The organism is Nocardia sp. NPDC046763 (assembly GCF_040645495.1).
Taxonomy (GTDB): Bacteria; Actinomycetota; Actinomycetes; order Mycobacteriales; family Mycobacteriaceae; genus Nocardia.
Map to the genome: position 1 here is coordinate 258,645 of NZ_JBEYYI010000007.1, position 18,549 is coordinate 277,193.

The 18,549-nt window shown below is 68.7% G+C and carries 17 protein-coding genes; 7 read left to right on the plus strand and 10 right to left on the minus strand.

Going from position 1 to position 18,549, the window contains the following annotated elements; all coding sequences use genetic code 11:
• Together ABZ909_RS14795 and ABZ909_RS14800 are read right to left on the minus strand one after the other, a co-directional pair.
• Window positions 1–294 (minus strand): DUF2537 domain-containing protein, encoded by a 294-nt coding sequence (locus tag ABZ909_RS14795; RefSeq protein WP_356999047.1) that lies wholly within the window; start codon window positions 292–294, stop codon window positions 1–3.
• Entirely contained in the window at window positions 291–1,094 is an 804-nt protein-coding gene (locus tag ABZ909_RS14800; protein ID WP_356999049.1) for an RNA methyltransferase, read from the minus strand. Before ABZ909_RS14800 ends, ABZ909_RS14795 begins: the two co-directional genes overlap by 4 nt.
• A gap of 90 nt (window positions 1,095–1,184) precedes the next feature.
• On the opposite strand from ABZ909_RS14800, the gene ABZ909_RS14805 reads away from it, so the two are divergent.
• A complete protein-coding gene (locus tag ABZ909_RS14805; protein WP_356999052.1) occupies window positions 1,185–1,547 on the plus strand; it encodes an FKBP-type peptidyl-prolyl cis-trans isomerase in 363 nt (120 codons plus the stop codon).
• Window positions 1,548–1,623: 76 nt separating this feature from the next.
• On the opposite strand, the gene ABZ909_RS14810 is transcribed toward ABZ909_RS14805, so the two are convergent.
• The 7 genes from ABZ909_RS14810 to ABZ909_RS14840 form a co-directional block, all read right to left on the minus strand.
• Window positions 1,624–2,286, minus strand: a complete 663-nt coding sequence (locus ABZ909_RS14810) for an RDD family protein (protein ID WP_356999054.1) — start codon at window positions 2,284–2,286, stop codon at window positions 1,624–1,626.
• 55 nt (window positions 2,287–2,341) lie between these two features.
• Window positions 2,342–2,623, minus strand: a complete 282-nt coding sequence (locus tag ABZ909_RS14815; protein WP_356999273.1) for a hypothetical protein — start codon at window positions 2,621–2,623, stop codon at window positions 2,342–2,344.
• A gap of 146 nt (window positions 2,624–2,769) precedes the next feature.
• Entirely contained in the window at window positions 2,770–3,930 is a 1,161-nt protein-coding gene (locus ABZ909_RS14820; protein WP_356999057.1) for a hypothetical protein, read from the minus strand.
• A 70-nt stretch (window positions 3,931–4,000) separates the two neighbouring features.
• Complete coding sequence (locus ABZ909_RS14825; protein ID WP_356999060.1) at window positions 4,001–5,404, minus strand: HAMP domain-containing sensor histidine kinase; 1,404 nt, start codon at window positions 5,402–5,404, stop codon at window positions 4,001–4,003.
• Window positions 5,401–6,102 carry a response regulator transcription factor gene (locus tag ABZ909_RS14830; RefSeq protein ID WP_356999062.1) on the minus strand — a complete coding sequence of 234 codons (702 nt, stop codon included), beginning with the start codon at window positions 6,100–6,102 and terminating at the stop codon, window positions 5,401–5,403. Before ABZ909_RS14830 ends, ABZ909_RS14825 begins: the two co-directional genes overlap by 4 nt.
• 192 nt (window positions 6,103–6,294) lie before the next feature.
• Entirely contained in the window at window positions 6,295–6,681 is a 387-nt protein-coding gene (locus ABZ909_RS14835) for a hemophore-related protein (RefSeq protein ID WP_356999065.1), read from the minus strand.
• Between the two features lie 127 nt (window positions 6,682–6,808).
• The gene (locus ABZ909_RS14840) at window positions 6,809–8,956 is read right to left on the minus strand and encodes an AMP-binding protein (RefSeq protein WP_356999068.1); all 2,148 of its coding nucleotides are present in this window, start codon (window positions 8,954–8,956) and stop codon (window positions 6,809–6,811) included.
• Between the two features lie 340 nt (window positions 8,957–9,296).
• Here ABZ909_RS14840 and ABZ909_RS14845 point away from each other — a divergent pair, with 340 nt between their 5' ends.
• The 6 genes from ABZ909_RS14845 to ABZ909_RS14870 all read left to right on the plus strand — a co-directional run bounded on the left by ABZ909_RS14845 (window position 9,297) and on the right by ABZ909_RS14870 (window position 17,353).
• Window positions 9,297–13,268 (plus strand): ATP-binding protein, encoded by a 3,972-nt coding sequence (locus tag ABZ909_RS14845; RefSeq protein WP_356999071.1) that lies wholly within the window; start codon window positions 9,297–9,299, stop codon window positions 13,266–13,268.
• Window positions 13,265–13,678 carry a roadblock/LC7 domain-containing protein gene (locus tag ABZ909_RS14850; RefSeq protein ID WP_029930951.1) on the plus strand — a complete coding sequence of 138 codons (414 nt, stop codon included), beginning with the start codon at window positions 13,265–13,267 and terminating at the stop codon, window positions 13,676–13,678. The genes ABZ909_RS14845 and ABZ909_RS14850 overlap by 4 nt, the downstream gene beginning before the upstream one ends.
• Before the next feature lie 7 nt (window positions 13,679–13,685).
• Window positions 13,686–14,060, plus strand: a complete 375-nt coding sequence (locus tag ABZ909_RS14855; protein ID WP_033085504.1) for a DUF742 domain-containing protein — start codon at window positions 13,686–13,688, stop codon at window positions 14,058–14,060.
• On the plus strand, window positions 14,041–14,643 hold the full coding sequence (locus tag ABZ909_RS14860) for an ATP/GTP-binding protein (RefSeq protein ID WP_354830800.1): 603 nt from the start codon (window positions 14,041–14,043) through the stop codon (window positions 14,641–14,643). The genes ABZ909_RS14855 and ABZ909_RS14860 overlap by 20 nt, the downstream gene beginning before the upstream one ends.
• A 185-nt stretch (window positions 14,644–14,828) precedes the next feature.
• Window positions 14,829–16,376 carry a carboxyl transferase domain-containing protein gene (locus tag ABZ909_RS14865; protein ID WP_356999075.1) on the plus strand — a complete coding sequence of 516 codons (1,548 nt, stop codon included), beginning with the start codon at window positions 14,829–14,831 and terminating at the stop codon, window positions 16,374–16,376.
• Between the two features lie 119 nt (window positions 16,377–16,495).
• A complete protein-coding gene (locus tag ABZ909_RS14870) occupies window positions 16,496–17,353 on the plus strand; it encodes an aldo/keto reductase (protein ID WP_356999078.1) in 858 nt (285 codons plus the stop codon).
• A 2-nt stretch (window positions 17,354–17,355) separates the two neighbouring features.
• On the opposite strand, the gene ABZ909_RS14875 is transcribed toward ABZ909_RS14870, so the two are convergent.
• On the minus strand, window positions 17,356–18,486 hold the full coding sequence (locus ABZ909_RS14875) for an NAD(P)-binding domain-containing protein (protein WP_356999080.1): 1,131 nt from the start codon (window positions 18,484–18,486) through the stop codon (window positions 17,356–17,358).
• Between the last annotated feature and the right edge of the window lie 63 nt (window positions 18,487–18,549).

An 18,549-nucleotide genomic window follows, 5' to 3' on the forward strand; every position in this document is an offset into this window, starting at 1 on the left:
TCAGAGCAGCAGCAGACCCAGCCATGCCAGCAGCACGCCCGCGCCCAGGCCCGCGATCACCCAGCGGGTCACCGGGGCGTAGCGCCAGCGCCAGGCGGTCGGCGCGGCCCCGCCCACCGCGATCAGATTGACCGCCACCGACAGCACTGGATGGATCTGGGCCAGCGCCGCGCCGAAGGCGTAGACGCCGACGGCGGTCAGCGCGGCCACCATGACGACCACGGCGATGCCGCTGGCCCACGGGGTGGGCTCGGAATAGCCGTATCCATACGGTCCGTCGGGTGGATGGCTCACTGGGCACGCACTCTCTCGTAGAAGGCCATGGCGGCTGCGGTCGCCACATTAAGCGAATCGGTGCCCGCCGTCATGGGGATGCGGGCACGAATGTCACTGGCCCGCATGGTCTCCCCGGTGAGGCCGGGGCCCTCCGCGCCGAGCAGCAGGGCCACCTTCTCGCCGGTCATGGCGGTGGCAAGGGTGTCAGCCTTCGGGTTCGGAGTCAGGGCGATGATCTGGAAGCCGTTGTCGCGCAGCAGGTCCAGCCCCGCCGGGAAGGGCGGCAGCTGGGCGAAGGGGACCCGCAGTACGTGGCCCATGGAGACCCGCACGGCGCGGCGGTACAGCGGATCCGAGCAGCGGTCGCCGAACAGCACGGCGTCCGCACCCAATCCGGCGGCATTGCGGAAGATCGACCCGATGTTCTCGTGGTCGTTCACGCCCTCGAGCACCGCCACCGTGCGCGCGTCCGCGAGCACCTCGCCGGCGGTGAGTTCACGCGGGCGATAGGCGCCCGCGAGAACGCCCCGATTCAAATGGAATCCGACGACCTGCGCCATCACCTCGGCGCTTGCCCGATAATACGGAATTTCCACTCCGGTCAGCTCCTCGGCGAGCTGTTCGTATCTCTTCGCGACACCGAACAATGCGAAGGGAGTGAATCGTGAGGCCAGCATGCGCTGCACGACCACCACGCCCTCGGCGATCACCAATCCCTTGCCGCCTGGCAGGTCGGGGCGTCGATCGGCATTACTGAGGTCGCGGAATTCGGCGACCCGCGGGTCGTCCGGGTCGTCGATATCGATCACTTCGGCCACCGGGACATTTTCGCCTCCGCTGCGGGCGGGCGAATGCCCGGGGCATAAGGTGATCGAGACCCGATTCCGATCTATCGAAGAGGACAGCCCATGAGCAGCAAGCCGGAAATCGAGTTCCAGGACGGCCCCGCCCCCGCCGAGCTCGTGATCAAGGACCTCGTTGTGGGTGACGGCGCCGAAGCCAAGCCCGGCGACACCGTCGATGTCCACTACGTGGGCGTCGAGTACGACTCGGGCGAGCAGTTCGACGCCTCCTGGGACCGTGGTGAGTCCATCGTCTTCCCGCTGCGCGGCCTGATCCAGGGCTGGCAGGACGGCATCCCGGGCATGAAGGTGGGCGGCCGTCGCCAGCTGACCATCCCGCCGAAGCTGGCCTACGGCGAGGCGGGTGGCCACCAGCTGTCCGGCAAGACCCTCGTCTTCGTCATCGACCTCCTGGACGTCGTGAACTGACGACTTCCCGTCGACGAAAAACCCGTGCCCGCCGTGCTTTTCAGCGCGGCGGGCACGGTTGTTTTCCGGCCGGACCTCACACCTTCACGACGATGCTGCTGATGATCTTGTCGGCGAAGGTCTGCCGCTTGGCGTCCCAGAGCGGCCAGAGCCAGCCGAGATAGCAGGGGAGGGTGTCGACGATGTGGCAGATCTGGCGGACGAAGGCCATGCCGAAGCCCAGGGTCTGCCCGTCGGCCTCGCGGATCAGCTTGATGCCCAGCAGCTTCTTACCGGGGGTCTGGCCGCTGGTGCCCTCCATATAGATGAGGTACAGCCCGCCGATGATCGCGATGGCCGCGCCGATGAGCACCAGCACGATCCCGCCCGCGGACAGCCCGCCCGAGCAGGACGTGCTGTAGGAGGAGTCGGTCGAGTCGGTGGTGCAGTTCATGTCCTTGGACCCGACCGCGAAGCCGATGCCGTAGAAGATGCCCGCGGGCACGCCGATGATCAACCGGTCGATGAGGAACGCCCCCACGCGCGCGCCCCAACTGGCATAGGGCGCTTGGGGATACGCGGCGTAGCCGGGTCCGGGCAGATAACCCCCGGGCTGACCCGGATAGCCGCCCATCGGCTGCCCGTACCCGGGTGGCGGCTGTTGCCCATAGCCGGGCGGTGGCTGCTGGCCGTACCCGGGCTGCTGCCCGAATCCGGGCTGTTGCGGCTGCTGCGAGTAGGGATCGTTGCCGTAGGTCATCGGTTCCTCCCCAGGGGGAATGCGGGGCTTGGCCCCCGCATTGTCTCCCGAATCCCTAGCTCACGATGGCATTCATGATTGTTCCGGCGCTCGTGGCGATCGCGCCGCCGGCCATGGCGTTGGCGACCATCTTGGGGGAGGCCGAGCCGCCGCCCCACTTCTCCCAGCCGAAGCGCCCGCCGCCGTAGGTGATGGCCGCGAGGCCGGACATCTGGGTGAACCAGGTGAAGTAGCGGAACATCTTCATCACCTTGTCGGCTATGGGCGGGGCCTCCGCGGTGGGGTTGCCCATCTGGGCGAGAACCGTGCTGTACATGTCATGCGCGGCCATCAGCATGCTCACGATCGTTTCCTCTCCGGTACCAGGGCGCTGGGTGGAGCCAGGTCGGTAGAGCAGTCGAGCTTTCGAAACGGGTCGATTAGAGCAATCCGGGCAGATTCTATCCGGGTGAATCGCCGATCGTTGCTGATTGTTTGCGATCGTTATTTCCGAATGATGTCGACCGGGTCGGTGAGGGTGGCCGCGATGGCCGTCTGCTGCGGTACCCCGAGCTGCGGGAGCGCGCCCATCGCCTGATTGGTCTGATTGCCCAATATCTTGGTCACGGCTTGCAATTGGGTGACGCCACCGGTCAGCGCCTGCATGGCCGCCACCAGCTGGGTGCCCGCCTGATCGGCGATGGCCGGAATGCTCTGTGCCAGCGATGCGCCCTGATTCAGTTGCGTGCTCGCGTCGTTCAGCCTGCCGGCCGCGTCGCGCAGTAGTTGTCCGACCTTGGTATCCGGAGTGACCTGCGTACCCGTCAGATTGGCGAAGCCGCTGAGCTGGGTGTTGGCCTGATTCGCCACATTCTGCAGACCCTGCAGCTGGGTGATGACATTCGCCAGCTGCGGATCATTGGCGAACGGCAGCGCCTGCAACAGGGGCACCACGAAGTCGAGTCCATTGGACAGCGTGCCCGCCGCCTGGGTGACCTGTCCCATGGTAACGCCGGTCGAATCCAGCGCCGCGGCAAGCTGATTCGCCTGTGTGGTGGCGGCGCTCAGGGTGGAATTCAGCGCGTCGATGCCGGAGGTCAGCTGTCCCGCACCGGATTTCGCCTGATTCAGGAAGTCCATCATCTGGTCGGCGCCGCCGGAGAACTGCTGCGCCCCGTCGGCGGCCGCCTGCACGCCCGCACCGAGCAGCTGCGAGGTGCCCGCGATCTGCGACACCTGCAGCCGCGCGGTGTTCATGGTCGCGAACAGGGTGTCCAGCCCGGCGGCGCTGATCTTCTTGGTCACCTCGGTCACCGCGTCGTTGACCAGATTCGGGTCGGCGCGATCGTGGGTGGTGACGGTGACCTGCGCCCGCTTCGGCTTGTCGGTGAGCAGGGAGGTGATATCGGTACTGAGGTCGGTGGGCAGCGTGACCGCCGCGGCGTAGTCCTTGGTGCTCGCCTCGTCGACCACATCCCAGTGCCGGGTTCCGCTGCCCTGCAGCTCCTTTGCGATGCGCGCGCCCAGTGGCCCGGTATCGGCGTTGATGAGCGCGACCGCGGTGGGCGCGGAGCGCAGCCGGAGGACGCTGATCGTGCCCGCGGTGACCGCGGCGGCGAGCAGCAGGACGATCAGGACCCAGCGGGTGCGTTTTCCGAACACCATTCAGACCGTAGAGGGACGGCTTGTCCCCGGTTCTGATGGTTGTCTGAGAGTTCGGTAAAGACAGGTACGTTCACCCGCGGCCGGGCGGCGGCCCCGGCGGCGGCGCATCGCGGTCCGGAAGCTCCAGCACCAGGCGCACCCCGCCCAGCGTGCCGTCGTCGAAATAGGCTCGGCCGCCGTGCAATTGGGCCTGCTGCGCGACCAGCGCCAGCCCCAGCCCGGACCCGCCCTTGGCGGCATGGCTGCCCCGGAAGAACCGTTCGAACACCGCCTCCCGCTCCGCGGTCGGCAGTCCGCGCCCGTTGTCGTCGATGGAGATGACGATGCGCCCGTTCGCCGCCCGGTGCGCCGATACCAGCGCCTCGGTGGCCTCGCCGTGCCGCGCCGAATTGGTGAGTGCGTTGTCCACGGCCAGCCGCAGCCCGGTGGGCAGGCCCCGGGTGACGAGTTCGGCGTCGGTGTCGATGCGTACCTTCAGCTGCGGGAAGTGCCGCATGGCGTCGTGCGCGGCGGCGTCGCAGAGCTCGGCCACATCGGTGACCACGTGGTCGCGTTCATTGGTGAGGTCACCGGCGGCCAGCCGTTCCAGCGCCGCGAGGGTGGTCTCCACCCGGTTCTGGCCGCGCTGCAGGTCGCCGAGGATCTCCCGGCGCTGATCCTCGCTGAGGTCGAGGGTGCGCAGCACTTCCAGATCGGTGCGCATGGCGGTGAGCGGGGTGCGCAGTTCGTGCGCGGACACCGCGGCGAAGTCGCGTGCGGTCTCCAGCGCCGCGGCGATCTCGGCCTGCGCCCGATCCAGCCGCTCCAGCATGGTGTTGACGGCCTCGCCCAGCTTGTCGGCCTCCCTGACCCCCGAACCGTCCACGGGTAGCGGCGCATTCGGGCCGCCGGTGGGCCCGCGCTGATCGACCGCCGCGGTGAGCCGGACGATGGGCCGCACCGCGCGGCCGCCGAACAGCCAGCCCAGTCCGGCCGCCGCCGCCACCGCGGCCAGGGCAGCGAAGAACACGAACCGCCGCTGCTCCGCGGTGGCGTGCTCGGTCTCGGTGGTCGGAATGCCCAGGGAGACAACGCGTCCCGCGGGCTGGTTCTCGGTGGTGGTGAGCACGCGGTAGGTATTGCCGTCCACGGTGACGGTGTGATTGCCCACCGACAGGACGGGTAGTTGCACGGCGGTGCTGGTCATGGAGCCGTCGGCATTGCGCACGGTGAGCGCCAGCTGGTTGGTGGGTCCCAGCACATCGAGGACGGTCACCGCGAGTTGCGGCTCGATGAGCACGATCCGCGAGGTCAGCGCCAGCTGCTGATCGGCCTGACCGAGATTGTTGCGCTCGATGGCGGTGACGGTGACCCAGCTGAGCACCGCCACGATGATGTTCGCGCCCAGCGCCGCGGCCGCCGCGACCCGGAAGCGCAGCGAATAGGAGTGGCGGCGCCGACGCATTGGCGTGGAATCGGGTGCGGGCCGGTTCATTTGGGTGCGCGTAAGACGAATCCCACCCCGCGAATGGTGTGCAGCAGGCGCGGGGTGCCGTCGACCTCGAGTTTGCGGCGCAGGTAGCCGACGAAGACGTCCACCACATTGGTGTCGGCCGCGAAGTCGTAGCCCCACACCAGTTCCAGCAGTCGCTCCCGGCTCAGCACCACGCCGGCGCTGCGGGCCAGGGTGGACAGCAGCTCGAATTCCCTCTTGGTGAGCTCGATCTCGGTGCCGTGCAGCAGCGCCCGGTAGCCGGCGACATCGACTTCCAAGGGGCCCACGGTGATCGCGCCCGGAATGACGGAGGCGGGTACGTCGCTGCGCCGGCGCAGCAGCGCCTTGATGCGGGCGACCAGTTCTGCGAGCACGAACGGCTTCACCAGATAGTCGTCGGCCCCGGACTCCAGCCCGGCGATCCGGTCGTCGACCGAACTGCGCGCCGACAGGACGCAGATCGGCACCTCATTGCCCATGGCGCGCAGCGCGGTGACCACGCCCGCGCCGTCCAGCACCGGCATGTTCATATCGAGCACGACCGCGTCGGGGGCGGATTCGTTCACACTGCGCAGCGCCGCCGCGCCGTCCCGGGCGATGACCACCCGGAACCCCGACAGCCGGAGCCCGCGCTCGACCGATGCGAGCACATCCTCGTCGTCGTCGACGACCAGGACAGTGGGTACCGCTGTATCCAATTTGCCCTCCGCTTCGCTCCGGGCGGGTTCGCGGCCCTGGAGGTCTCGTTCTTCCCTCCCTGCGCTCCTCCGCTTCGCTCCCCCGCTCCAAGGCGGAGGTCGATCAAGCCGCAGTCCAGAACGAGACGGTCCGCGAACCTGATGTGGTGTGCCACCCGGGCGGCACACCACATCAGTATCGTCCGACGAAGGTCAGTAGTTGTGGCAGGAGTCGGCGACCTGCTGGATCGCCGCGGCGATTCCACCGGCCCGCGGGTCGGCCGCGGCCTGGTCGGCGGCGTCCGGGTTGTCCTTCAGGTACTGGTCGAGTTCGGCCTGACGCTGCTCGGGCGACAGCGCGAACTTGGCCTGCAACTCGGACTTGTAGCCCGGGTTCTGGTCCAGGAACTGGGCCAGGGCCGGGGCCTTGTCGTGCAGGGCGGCGTCCACCTGGGTGAAGGTGCAGGTCGAGTTCAGTAGCGGCGCAACCAGATCCGCGGGGGAGGCGGAGGCGGTGGCGGGCACGAGGGCGAGGGCCACGGCGGCGACCGCGCCGGCTCCGAAGAGCGCACCGACGCGGCGATTACGGACGAAGCTCATGCATCGACCTTTCTTGTTCGACAAGCAGAGCGAAACTTGGCGCGCGCGAATCCCGCGATCCGCGCCCGCCCGACGCTAAACCACCCGCATGGGAGGCCGATGAGCGAAGTATGAAAACTCTCTGAGGCTAGCCCGAGACGGTCGAATCCCCGGCCTGAGCGGCCGGATCCACCCCGGGCGCGCCGGTATCGAGGCTGGCCGGATCGACCCGGCGGAACGGGGTGGTGGCGACCGCGGCGGCCTCGGCGGCGGCAATGCGCTCCTTGTCCTCCATCAGGGTCACCGCGTCGCGGATCTGCTTCTCCAGGGTGGGCAGCATGGCGGCGTCGTCGATGGTCGGCGGCACCTCGAAGGTTTCACCCGCCGCGATCTGACGCATGGTGCGGCGCAGGATCTTTCCGGAGCGGGTCTTGGGCAGCGCGGTCACCGCGACCACGTCGTAGAGGGTGGCGATGGCGCCGACCCGCTCGCGCACCCGCTCGATGACCTCGGCGCGCAGCCGCTCGGACTCGATGTCGATGCCGGTCTTGAGCACCACGTACCCGATCGGCCGCTGCCCCTTCAGCTCGTCCGGGATACCGACCACCGCGGTCTCGGCCACGGCCGGATGCCCGGAGATGGCCGCCTCGATACCGCCCGCCGAGAGCCGGTGCCCGGCCATATTGATGACGTCGTCACTGCGGCCCAGGACGAACAGGTAACCGTCCTCGTCGAAGAAGCCGGAGTCCCCGGTCAGATAGTGGCCGGGATACGCGGAGAGATAGGAGCGCTCGTAGCGGGCGTCGTCGCGCCACAGTGTGGTCAGCGTGCCGGGCGGCAGCGGCAGCCCGATCACGATGTTTCCTTCTGTATTGGGTGGGACCGCATTGCCTTCGGAATCCAGCACCCGCAGCCGGTACCCCGGCACCGGCACCGAGGCCGAACCGGACTTGATCGGAAGCTGCTGCAGTCCGAGCGGATCGGCGCAGATGGGCCAGCCGGTCTCGGTCTGCCACCAGTGGTCCACGACCGGGCAGTCGGGCCGCTCCGCGAGCAGGGTCTCCACCGCCCACTCGTAGGTTGCCGGATCCAGCCGCTCGCCGGCGCAGAACAGCGCCCGCAACCGGGTGAGATCGTGCCGATGCGCGAGCGCGGCGTCCGGATCGGCGCGGCGGATGGCCCGCAGTGCCGTCGGTGCGGTGAACATCACGTCCACCTTGTACTCGTCCACCAGTCGCCAGTAGGTCCCGGCGTCCGGGGTCCCGATCGGCTTGCCCTCGTAGAGGATGGTGGTCGCCCCGACCAGCAGCGGCGCGTACACGATGTAGGAGTGCCCGACCACCCAGCCGATGTCGGAGGTGGTGAGCATGGTCTGCCCGGGGCCGACCTCGTAGATATTGCGCATGGACCAGGCCAGTGCGACCGCGTGCCCGCCGTTGTCGCGCACCACGCCCTTGGGCTTCCCGGTGGTCCCGGAGGTGTAGAGGATATAGAGCGGATCGGTCGCGGCCACCGAGACCGGATCGGCCGGTTCCGCGCCGACCTGCGCCTCGTCCCAGTCCAGCCAGCGGGCGGCGACGGTGTCGGAGGAGGCGGGCAGATGTTCGGTGGCAGCCTGCTCGGCGGGAAAACGAATGGTGGGGAAGCCGTCCCGATGCTTGACCAGCACGGTGCGGGGCGCGGTGGTCTGCGCGAGGTCGAGGGCGGCCAGCACGATCGGCGGGTATTCGATGCGGCGGCCGGGCTCCAGTCCGCCGGAGGCGGTGATAATCAGCACAGGTTCGGCATCGTCGATGCGGGCCGCGAGTTCATGGGCGGCGAATCCGCCGAAGACCACCGAGTGCACCGCGCCGATGCGGGCGCAGGCGAGCATGGCCACCACGGCTTCCGGAATCATCGGCATATAGATGACGACGCGGTCACCGGTCTTGACGCCCAGTCGGAGCATGGATCCGGCAAATCGGGCGACTTCGTCCAGCAGCTCCCGATAGGTGTAGATCCTTCTGGACCCGGTCATAGCCGAGTCGTATATTAGGGCCGGTTGTTCAGCGCGACCCCCTGCCTGGCCTCCGGTCGAGCCCTCCGGGGATGTGATCTCGCGCACATGCCGATCCAGGGCGTTGTAGGAGGTGTTGAGGCGAGCGTCGGGAAACCAGCGCGTCGGACGGGCCGCGGTATCGAGAATCTGGGTGGGGGGCACATCCCAGCTGATGGCTTCGGCCGCATCGCGCCAGAACTCCGAGGGATCGACCAGGCTCAGCTGATACGCCTGTCGGTACTCCTGCTTCGCGTTCAACCCGGTGACTCCCTAGCTCCGCCATGTGTCTTTTGAGATGCGCTGAGATGCCCGCCTCGATAGATCCAGCTGATTGTGGCAGACTTCACGCGACGTCCGGGCGGACGCCGCGACCTTTGATTTTGCCTGCAAATGGCAGGTCAGGGACCGGTGGTTGCCAAGAGGTCACACAAGAAGTTATTGATCCGTTAGAATCGCATGTCACATATTTCGGCCGTCATGGACGCAATTTCTCGGCCAGCCGCAGTTCTCGGCCAGCTGTGCCAGTCGAGCCCAGCGTGCGATCGCGGAGGCTCGCTGATGGCGCGTGGCTGGGGCCAGTTTGGAAAGTGAGTGGGAGATGCGTGACGCCGCTAGGTCCGGCAGCACCAAGCGCTGGGCGCTGAGCAACTGGGACCTGCGATGGAAGGTCACGGCGGTGCTCGCCGTGCCGCTGTTGGTCGCTGTTGTGCTGGGAGCGTCCAGGATCTCGGCGGAGTTCGCCGACTCCAGCCGGCTTTCGACGGCGACCGATCATGTCGGGGTCATCCCGGCGATCACCGGTCTCAGTGCTGATGCTGCGCAGGTCGCGAGTGGTCAGATGGTCATGCTGGGCCCGACCCAGTCGCTGACCTCGGATCCGGAACTCGCGCAGTTGGATACGGCCATCGCGTTCGCCGAGAAGGCCGCCGCGCGGTTGAGCGATATGCCCAGCGCCCGCTCGGCGCTGGACGAGATGATCGCGGGCGCCAAGAGCATCCGGGCCCAGGGTCTGGCGCCGTCGAAGTCGATTCCGGATACCGTCACCGCGGTCGAACGGATCCGCGGCGACAGCGTGCGCACGGTGGAGAACATCGTGTCCAGCGTCGCCGACAAGAACGTGGACCAGGCCAAGCTGCGCCTGGTCGACTCGCTGAACACCCGTTGGATGCTGTTCAACGAGGTCGCCGGTATGGCCGAGGCGTTGCGCAACAACCCGAAGGATGGCCTCAAGGACATTCAGATCGGCGTCAATACCGAGCGGCAGATGCTGGCCGTGCTCGCGCACCGCTTCCCGGACGGCGACGCCACCATCGCGGAGCTCGATCGGCAGGCAGACACTCGCGTGCAGCTGGTCAACGGCCCGCAGGCGCTGGCCGGGCAGCTGCCCGTCGCCGAGCTGAAGGATTCGCTGGTCGCCAGCATCAACGGCTACCAGTCCATCGCGACCGCCGCCACCAAGGACATCGTGTCCCGGGTGGACGATCTGGCCGCAGCGGCCCGCTCGGGCGCCATCCGCTACTCGATCATCGTCATCGCCACCATCCTCGGCGCCTTGGCGCTGGCCGTGCTGATCGCACGCGCGATGATCGTCCCGCTGCGCCGTCTGCGCCTGGCCGCCCTGCGCGTCGCCGAATACGACCTCGGCCAGGAAGTTTCCTCGCTGCGTGATGGTGCGGATCCCGAAGACGTTCCGCTGGAACCGATGCCGGTGCACACCGACGAGGAGATCGGCCAGCTGGCCCGCGCCGTCGACGACATCCACGGTCAGGCGCTCCGCCTGGCCGCCGACCAGGCCGCCATGCGTACCCAGGTCAACGACATGTTCGAGACCCTGGCCCGCCGCTCCAAGTCTCTTGTCGATCACCAGCTCTCGCTCATCGAGGCGATGGAGTACGACGAGAAGGACCCGCGCCTGCTCGAGAACCTCTTCCGCCTCGACCACCTCGCCGCCCGTATGCGGCGAAACGGCGACAACCTGCTGATTCTGGCCGGTACCAAACAGCGCCGGGGCAAGTCCGCGCCCGTCGAGATCGCCGACGTACTGCGCGCCGCCATCTCCGAGGTGGAGGACTACGAACGCGTCAAGCTGGGCGCCACCCCGCGGGGTGCGCTCGTCGAGCCCGCCGCCTCCGACCTCGCGCACCTGTTCGCCGAGCTCCTGGACAACGCGCTGCGCGCCTCGCCCCCGGAGACGGACGTCAAGTTCACCTTCGCGCAGGCGCACGATCAGGGTCTGCTGATCGAGGTCGCCGACCGCGGTATCGGTATGCCCCCGGCCGAAATGGCCGAGATCAACCGGCGACTGGAGGCCGTGGCCGAGGTCGGTCCCGACACCGCCCGTCACATGGGTCTGTTCGTCGTCGGCCGCCTGGCCGAGCGGCACGGCCTGACCGTGCGGCTGCGCCCGACCTTCGACATCGCCCGGGACCCGGGCGTGACGGTCACCGTGCACGTGCCCAAGCCGCTGATCGTCTCGGCGGGCGGGCCGATCTCGGTGCCGCCGCAGCAGGGTCAGCAGCCGCCGTCGGCTCCGGCTCCCGCGCCGCAGGGTGCGGGCAACCAGGCCGGTGCGCCGTCCTCCATGCAGATGCGCGCGGTCACCCGCACGGCGACCGGCAATGTGATGGTCACCGTGGATCCGGGTGTGAGCGGGCCGATTCCGGCTCCGGCGGGACAGACGCCGGGCGCCGCCCCGAGCCCGGCGGCGGCCAGCGCCTCGACCGGACTGCCGACGCGGCAGCCGGGCGCCCAGGTGCCGGGCGGTCTGCCGACCCGGCAGCCCGGTGTGAACGGGCCCACCGTCAAGCACACCATGACGGCCCCGGGCGGGTCGAAACCCGCCGGACTACCCCAGCGTGATCCGGGCGCACACGGTCCGTCCGCGCCCTCGGCCCAGCCGGGCGCCAATCTGCCGCAGCGCGGCCAGAGCACCGAGGGCCCGTCGCAGCCGCGTGGCGGTCTCGCCGCCAACATGCTCAAGCGTCAAGGTGCACCGGGCGGCATGCCGCCGCGACCGGGCGAGCCGGGAGCCGCGCCGGGCGGTCTGGAAACACGGGGAGGCGGAGCGCAGGGGGGTTTGCCGCAGCCGGGCCAGTCGGGTGCGATGCCGCAGCGCAATCCCGCTGTCGGCATGCCGCAGCGCGATTCCGCGCCGGGCGGAGCTCCGTCGGGACCGGGTGGTCTGCCGCAGCGTCAGCCGGGCACCAACGGTGCGCCGGGCCGCGAGACCGGCCTCGGCCAGCCGCAGCGCCCCGCGCCCGGCGGCCTGCCGCAGCGCGACGCGGGTAGCAATGCTGCGCCGCAGCAAGCGCGGGGAGGCGGAGCGGATTCGGGTCCGACCCGTCGTGAGCCCGCCGCCGGTGGTCTGCCGCAGCGTGATTCCGCCGCGGGTGGTCTGCCGCGTCGGGAGCCGGGCGCCAATGGCGCTCCGCCGCAGCGTGGTCCGGGTGCTCCGGGCCAGGGGCTGCCGCAGCGGGGTGCCGCGCCGCAGCGGGACGGGGCCAATGGCCTCGCCGCCGCTCAGAATTCGGACGTGCCGGGTCTGCCGAAGCGTGATGGCCTCGCGCCGCGCGACGGTGGCCTGCCGCCGCGTGATCCGGCCGCGGGTGGTCTGCCGCAGCGCGATTCGGCCGCCGGGGGACTTCCCCAGCGTGATCCGGCCGCGGGTGGTCTGCCGCAGCGTGGTGCGGCGGCCGGTGGCCTGCCCCAGCGCGACGCGGGCAAGGGTCTTCCCCAGCGCGACGCGGGCAACGGTCTGCCGCAGCGTGACGCGGGCAGTGGTCTGCCGCAGCGTGGTGCCGCGGGTGCTGACCCGTTGTCGGGTGGTCTGACTCAGCGTGATCCGCTGGGAGGTGGAGCAGCGCAGCGTGATTCCGCTGCCGGTGGTCTGCCCCAGCGCGGTGGCAACGGCCTGCCGCAGCGGGACGCTGGCAGTGGTCTGCCGCAGCGTGGTGCCGCGGGTGCTGATCCGTTGTCGGGTGGTCTGACTCAGCGTGATCCGCTGGGCGGTCCGCTGCCGCAGCGGGGCGCGACCGGTCTGCCGCAGCGTGATCCGGGTGCGGTGCTGCCGCAGCGCCCGAGCCCGATTCCGGGTGTTGGCCTGCCGCAGAACGGCTCCGACGCTGTCAAGGAGCCAGGACGGCACAGCTTCCGGTCGAATCCGCAGAAGGCGGCGTCGTTCTTCCAGACCCGTTTGCAGCCCGCCGAATCCGGTGGTGATGCGATCATGGGCGGCACGCCGATTTTCGCGGAGATGATGTCGGCGTGGCTGTCGGATCCGAATGCCGACCGGTCCCAGGTGGCATCTTCCTTCGAATCACCGGGTGACGAGGGCTGGCAGGCGGCCCGCCGCGTCAACGAGTCCGCGGCGGACAAGCGGACCGCCGCGGGTCTGCCGCAGCGCGATCCCGGTAACCGACTTGTGCCCGGCGGTGTCACCGGAAACGCTGACAAGGCGGCCCATCGGGACCCAGAATCCATCAGGTCAAGTCTGAGTCGTCACCAGCAGGGCGTCCGGGATGGCCGCGCGATGAAAGCTATGAACCTAACCGGAGATAAAGGAGACCGATGAACCCCGATCTAGGTGGTACGAAGCGTCAGCTGGATTGGCTGGTTTCGAATTTCGCCAATGAGGTTCCCGGCGTTGCGCACGCGGTCCTGGTGTCGGCTGACGGCCTGCTGATGGCCGCGAGTGCGCAGCTGCCCGTGGACCGTGCCGAACAGCTGTCAGCGGTGACCGCGGGGCTCGCGAGCCTCTCGGTGGGTGTCTCGAACTTGTTCGAGGGCGGCACCGTGTTGCAGTCGGTGGTCGAGATGGAACACGGCTACCTGCTGCTCATGGCGGTCGGCGACGGCTCGTACCTGGCGGTCCTGACGAATACGTCCTGCGACATCGGCCAGGTGGGATACGAGATGGCGTTGTTGGTCGAGCGAGTGGGCCAGACGGTTCAGGCCACACCTCGCGTCACGATGGGTTCCTGATGGCGGGATGGACATAGACAACGAACGCGTTGGGAGCGCCGAACCGAGCCTGGTTCGCCCTTATTCACTGACGGCCGGTCGCACCCGGCCGAAGGTGGAGCTCGCCCTGGAGGCGCTCGTCGCATCGCATCCGGTCGCCCTCGAGCGGCAGTTCGAACTCACCAATATCGAGACGTCAATCGTGGAGTTGTGCAGAGAATCGCCGTCGGTTGCCGAGGTAGCCGCGCGTCTGGGCATCCCGCTCGGGGTCGCGCGGGTGCTGGTCGCCGACCTCATCGATGCCGGCCATGTGCGGGTATCGGCGACATTGAAAGACGATTCCAGCGACGATGAACGTCGCGAGCTGATCGAAAGGGTTCTCAGTGGACTCCGGCGTATTTGATTCGACGACACAGGTCGACACGCGCACCAGCAAGCCCACGTCGGCCAAGATCGTCGTGGCCGGTGGTTTCGGTGTCGGCAAGACCACCCTGGTCGGTGCCGTGTCGGAGATCGTTCCGCTGCGCACCGAGGCTTTGGTGACCAATGCCAGTGTCGGCGTGGACTCCTTGACCGGGATCCCGTCGAAGGCCACCACCACGGTGGCCATGGACTTCGGCCGCATCAGCCTGGCCGATGACCTGGTGCTGTACCTGTTCGGCACGCCCGGCCAGTACCGCTTCTGGTTCATGTGGGACGACCTGATCAAGGGCGCCATCGGCGCGGTGGTGCTGGTCGACACCCGCCGGCTGGAGGACAGTTTCGCCGCCGTCGACTACTTCGAGGCGCGTAACCTACCCTTCCTGGTGGCCATCAACGAATTCGATGATGCGCCACGGTATCCGGTCGAGGACATTCGCCAGGCCCTGGCGGTGCCCGCGGACGTGCCGATCCTCTCGATCGACGCTCGTCGCCGGGAGCCGGTGAAGCAGGCTCTGGTCGCGGTCACCGAGTACGCACTGCGCAAGGTCGTGCAGGGGTACTGACACGCGGTTATCGGCGTCGACAGCAGCGACGCCGAGCACCGATATGCTGCCCGGACCCACCCTCTGGTTCGCGGCGCGTCTCGTTCTGGACCGAGTGGAGCGGGGGAGCGCAGCGGAGGAGCGGAGGGAGGGAAGAACGAGACCTCCAGCGCCGCGAACCCGCCCGGAGCGAAGCGGAGGGCAAATTGGGCACAGCGCGGGAGCTGCTCGGCGCATTGCTCGATCCCGGTTCCTTCGTGAGCTGGGATCGGCCACCCGTTGCGGTGGCGGCATCGGCCGAGTATTGCGAGGATTTGCTGGCTGCTGCGGCAACGGCGGGCACCGATGAGGCGGTGCTCACCGGGGAGGGGTTGCTGCGCGGACGGCGGGTCGCCGTGCTCGCGTGTGAATTCGGGTTTCTCGCGGGGTCCATCGGGGTGGCCGCGGCCGAGCGCATCGTGTCGGCGGTGGAGCGTGCCACCGAGCTGGGACTGCCGCTGCTCGCCTCGCCGACCTCCGGCGGTACCCGAATGCAGGAGGGCACAGTCGCTTTCGTGCAGATGGTGAAGGTCGCCGGGGCCCTGGCCGCGCACAGGGCGGCAGGGCATCCGTATCTGGTGTATCTGCGCGACCCGACCATGGGCGGGGTGTTCGCCTCGTGGGGATCGTTGGGGCACATGACATTTGCCGAGCCGGGCGCGCTGGTCGGGTTTCTCGGGCCGCGAGTTTACAAGGCGCTGTATGGGAAATCGTTCCCCGAGGGCGTGCAGACGGCCGAAAACCTTTACCACAATGGCGTTATCGACGGAGTTGTACCGGTGCCGGTCTTCCGCCGGATCGCGCATCGCGCCCTGAACGTCTTGTGCGACGGACCGCTGCCGCTGCCCGAAAACGATGGCGACCCACGCCGTTCCAAGGAGGGCGCCGCTTCCTTGCCGACGGGTCCGGAGGAGCGTGGCGGCCCGGCGCTGCTCGAGACCGGCGATGTCCACGGCTGGCAGTCGGTGCTCATCTCGCGGAGGGCCGATCGGCCGGGAACCCGGGAACTGCTGCGCCACGCCACCGATCGAGTTCCGTTGTCCGGCACCGGACAGGGGGAGCTGGATCGCACCGTGGTGCACGCGCTCGCCCGCTTCCGGGGTCAGCCCTGCATTGTGTTCGGTCACGATCGCGCGGGGCAGTCGCCCGAGAACACCATGGGTCCGGCGGCGTTGCGCGAGGCCCGCCGCAGCATGCACCTGGCCGCCGAACTCCACGTCCCCCTGGTCCTCGTCATCGATACCGCGGGCGCGGCGTTGTCCCGTGAGGCGGAGGAGCGCGGCCTGGCACCCGAAATCGCCCGCTGCATAGCCGATCTCGTCACCCTCGATACGCCGACGGTGTCGGTGCTGCTCGGGCAGGGCACCGGTGGTGGTGCACTGGCCCTGCTGCCGGCGGACCGGGTGCTGGCGGCCGCGAACGGCTGGCTGGCTCCGCTCCCGCCGGAGGGCGCGAGCGAGATCGTCTACCGCGACACCCGGCACGCCCCGGAACTGGCCGCCGCCCAGCGGATTCGCGCGCAGGATCTGCGGGCCGACGGGATCGTGGACCGCATCGTGTCCGAGTATCCCGATGCCGCGGACGAGCCGGTGGATTTCGCGCTGCGCATGGTGGCGGCCATTGCCGACGAACTGGCCGGTCTGACCAGTCGGTCCTCCGCGGATCTGCTGACGGCGCGGCAGCGGCGATACCGTCGCCTGGGTCTCGGGTCGTAGTTCTCGTCACATCGCACCAGGGCGACGCTGAGAAGTTGCCGCCGTGCGGATCCGATCCATTTTCTTCCCCATCGCGCGTTCGGTTGACGGGGTGGAACGGCGCTTCTACCTTCGGACTGGTGACTTATCGGTTCGAGGCCAGCGGCATTCCAGCGATTGTGCTCAGTGATGGCCAGGTCATGCCGAAGCTGGGGTTCGGTGTGTACAAACTCGTCGGCGACGAGGCAGTCGGCACCATTTCGACGGCCCTCGAGCTCGGGTACCGGAGCATCGACACGGCCGCCTTCTACGGCAATGAGGAGGAGGTCGGCCGCGCGGTCCGCGAATCGGGCCTACCGCGGGACGAGGTGTTCGTCACCACCAAGCTGTGGAACGCCGACCACGGCTACGACGCTGCCATGCGCGCCTTCGACGCCAGCGTCAAGCGACTGGGCCTCGACACCATCGATCTGTTCCTGATCCACTGGCCGCTACCCACGGTCGATCTGTACGTCGACACCTTCCGCGCGCTGCAGACGCTCAAGCAACAGGGCCGGGTGGTCTCGATCGGTGTCTCCAACTTCACCCGGGCGCATCTGGAGCGGGTGATGGGCGAGACCGGTGAGGTGCCGGCCATCAATCAGATTGAGCTGCATCCGTATTACGCGCAGTCGGAGCTGCGGGCCTTCCATGCCGCGCACGGCATCGTGACCGAGGCGTGGAGTCCGCTGGGGCGCGGGGCGGAGTTCAACGACTCGGTCATCATCGCGCTGGCGGACAAGCTCGGCCGGACGCCCGCGCAGATCATCCTGCGCTGGCACATGCAGTTGGGGAATGTGGCCATTCCGAAGTCCACGACGCCGTCCCGGATGGCGGAGAACCTGGTGGTCTTCGATTTCGAGCTGTCCGGCCGGGAGATGACGCAGATCGCCGGCATCGACAAGGGCGCGCGGCAGGGCGCGGATCCGCACTTCTTCGATCTGGACGCCCCCGCCTGAGCTCACGGTTCGTGCCGGGTGGGAATACCCAGGTACGAGGTCAATTCGACGGCGGCGGCCCGGCCCGCGCGATTCGCGCCGATGGTGCTGGCGGACGGCCCGTAGCCGATCAGGTGGATGCGCGGATCGGCCTCGACCCGGGTGGCGAGCCGACCGCCCATGATGATGCCGCCGCCGGGGCCGCGCAGCCGCAGCGGGGCCAGATGGTCGAGGGCGCTGCGGAATCCGGTGGCCCACAGGATCACGTCGGCGTGCTGGAAAGTGCCGTCGGCCCAGCGGATTCCATCGGCTTCGAGGTGATCGAACATGGGTCGCCGGTCCAGCACGCCGCGGTCGCGCATGGCCCGCACCCGCGCGTCCTCGGGCAGGCCGGTGACCGAGACCACGGAACCGGGCGGGAGTCCGCGCCGCACACGGTCTTCCACCATGGCCACCGCCGCCCGCCCATCTTCGGGTGCGAATTGCCCGGAGCGGAACACGGGTTCGCGCCGGGTCACCCACGTGGTGCCGGTGACCTGCGAGATCTCGTCCAGCAGTTGGATGGCGGTGATCCCGCCGCCCACCACGACCACGCGCTTGCCCGCGAATTCCGTTGCGGTGCGGTAATCGTGGGCGTGCAGCTGACGCCCCGTGAAGGTGTCCGCGCCCCGGTAGTAGGGAATGAACGGCTTGTCCCAGGTGCCCGTCGCATTGACCAGCCCGCGCACCCGCAGTGTCGCGTCCGGTGTCAGCTCCGCGTGCAGCAGCCCGTCGACCTCCCGATCCGGGCAGGTGGCCGCGGTGGCCCGGTCGCACACCAGACTGACCGACACCGGCCGGTGCACCCGCAGATCGAAGCGTTTCTCGTAGAGCTCGAAGTAGAGCGGCACGGCCGTGGCCGCCTGCGCGTTCTCCGAGCCCTCGGGCAGCGTCTCCGCGAACGACATGCCGGGAAGATCATGCACCCGATTGACGTTGCTCAATGTCAGTGACGGCCACCGGAACTGCCACGCCCCGCCGGGCGCGGGAGCGTGGTCGACAATGAGAAAGTCCTGCTCCGGCCGTAAACCGAGCCGCCGCAGGTGATAGCCGACCGATAAACCGGCCTGCCCGGCGCCGATTACGAGGATGTCGACATCGGGTGTTGCGGTCACCGACCCGACGGTACGCGCACCTAGAGTGAAGGCCGATCATGGGTCGACAGCGCAGGTGAGGTG

What these genes read in the sequence shown, in the direction of transcription:
- ABZ909_RS14805 (WP_356999052.1), top strand. Translation starts at nt 1,185, where the DNA reads ATGAGCAGCAAGCCGGAAATCGAGTTCCAGGACGGCCCCGCCCCCGCC.
- ABZ909_RS14810 (WP_356999054.1), bottom strand. Translation starts at nt 2,286, where the DNA reads ATGACCTACGGCAACGATCCCTACTCGCAGCAGCCGCAACAGCCCGGA.
- ABZ909_RS14815 (WP_356999273.1), bottom strand. Translation starts at nt 2,623, where the DNA reads ATGCTGATGGCCGCGCATGACATGTACAGCACGGTTCTCGCCCAGATG.
- ABZ909_RS14820 (WP_356999057.1), bottom strand. Translation starts at nt 3,930, where the DNA reads ATGGTGTTCGGAAAACGCACCCGCTGGGTCCTGATCGTCCTGCTGCTC.
- ABZ909_RS14825 (WP_356999060.1), bottom strand. Translation starts at nt 5,404, where the DNA reads ATGAACCGGCCCGCACCCGATTCCACGCCAATGCGTCGGCGCCGCCAC.
- ABZ909_RS14835 (WP_356999065.1), bottom strand. Translation starts at nt 6,681, where the DNA reads ATGAGCTTCGTCCGTAATCGCCGCGTCGGTGCGCTCTTCGGAGCCGGC.
- ABZ909_RS14845 (WP_356999071.1), top strand. Translation starts at nt 9,297, where the DNA reads ATGCGTGACGCCGCTAGGTCCGGCAGCACCAAGCGCTGGGCGCTGAGC.
- ABZ909_RS14850 (WP_029930951.1), top strand. Translation starts at nt 13,265, where the DNA reads ATGAACCCCGATCTAGGTGGTACGAAGCGTCAGCTGGATTGGCTGGTT.
- ABZ909_RS14855 (WP_033085504.1), top strand. Translation starts at nt 13,686, where the DNA reads ATGGACATAGACAACGAACGCGTTGGGAGCGCCGAACCGAGCCTGGTT.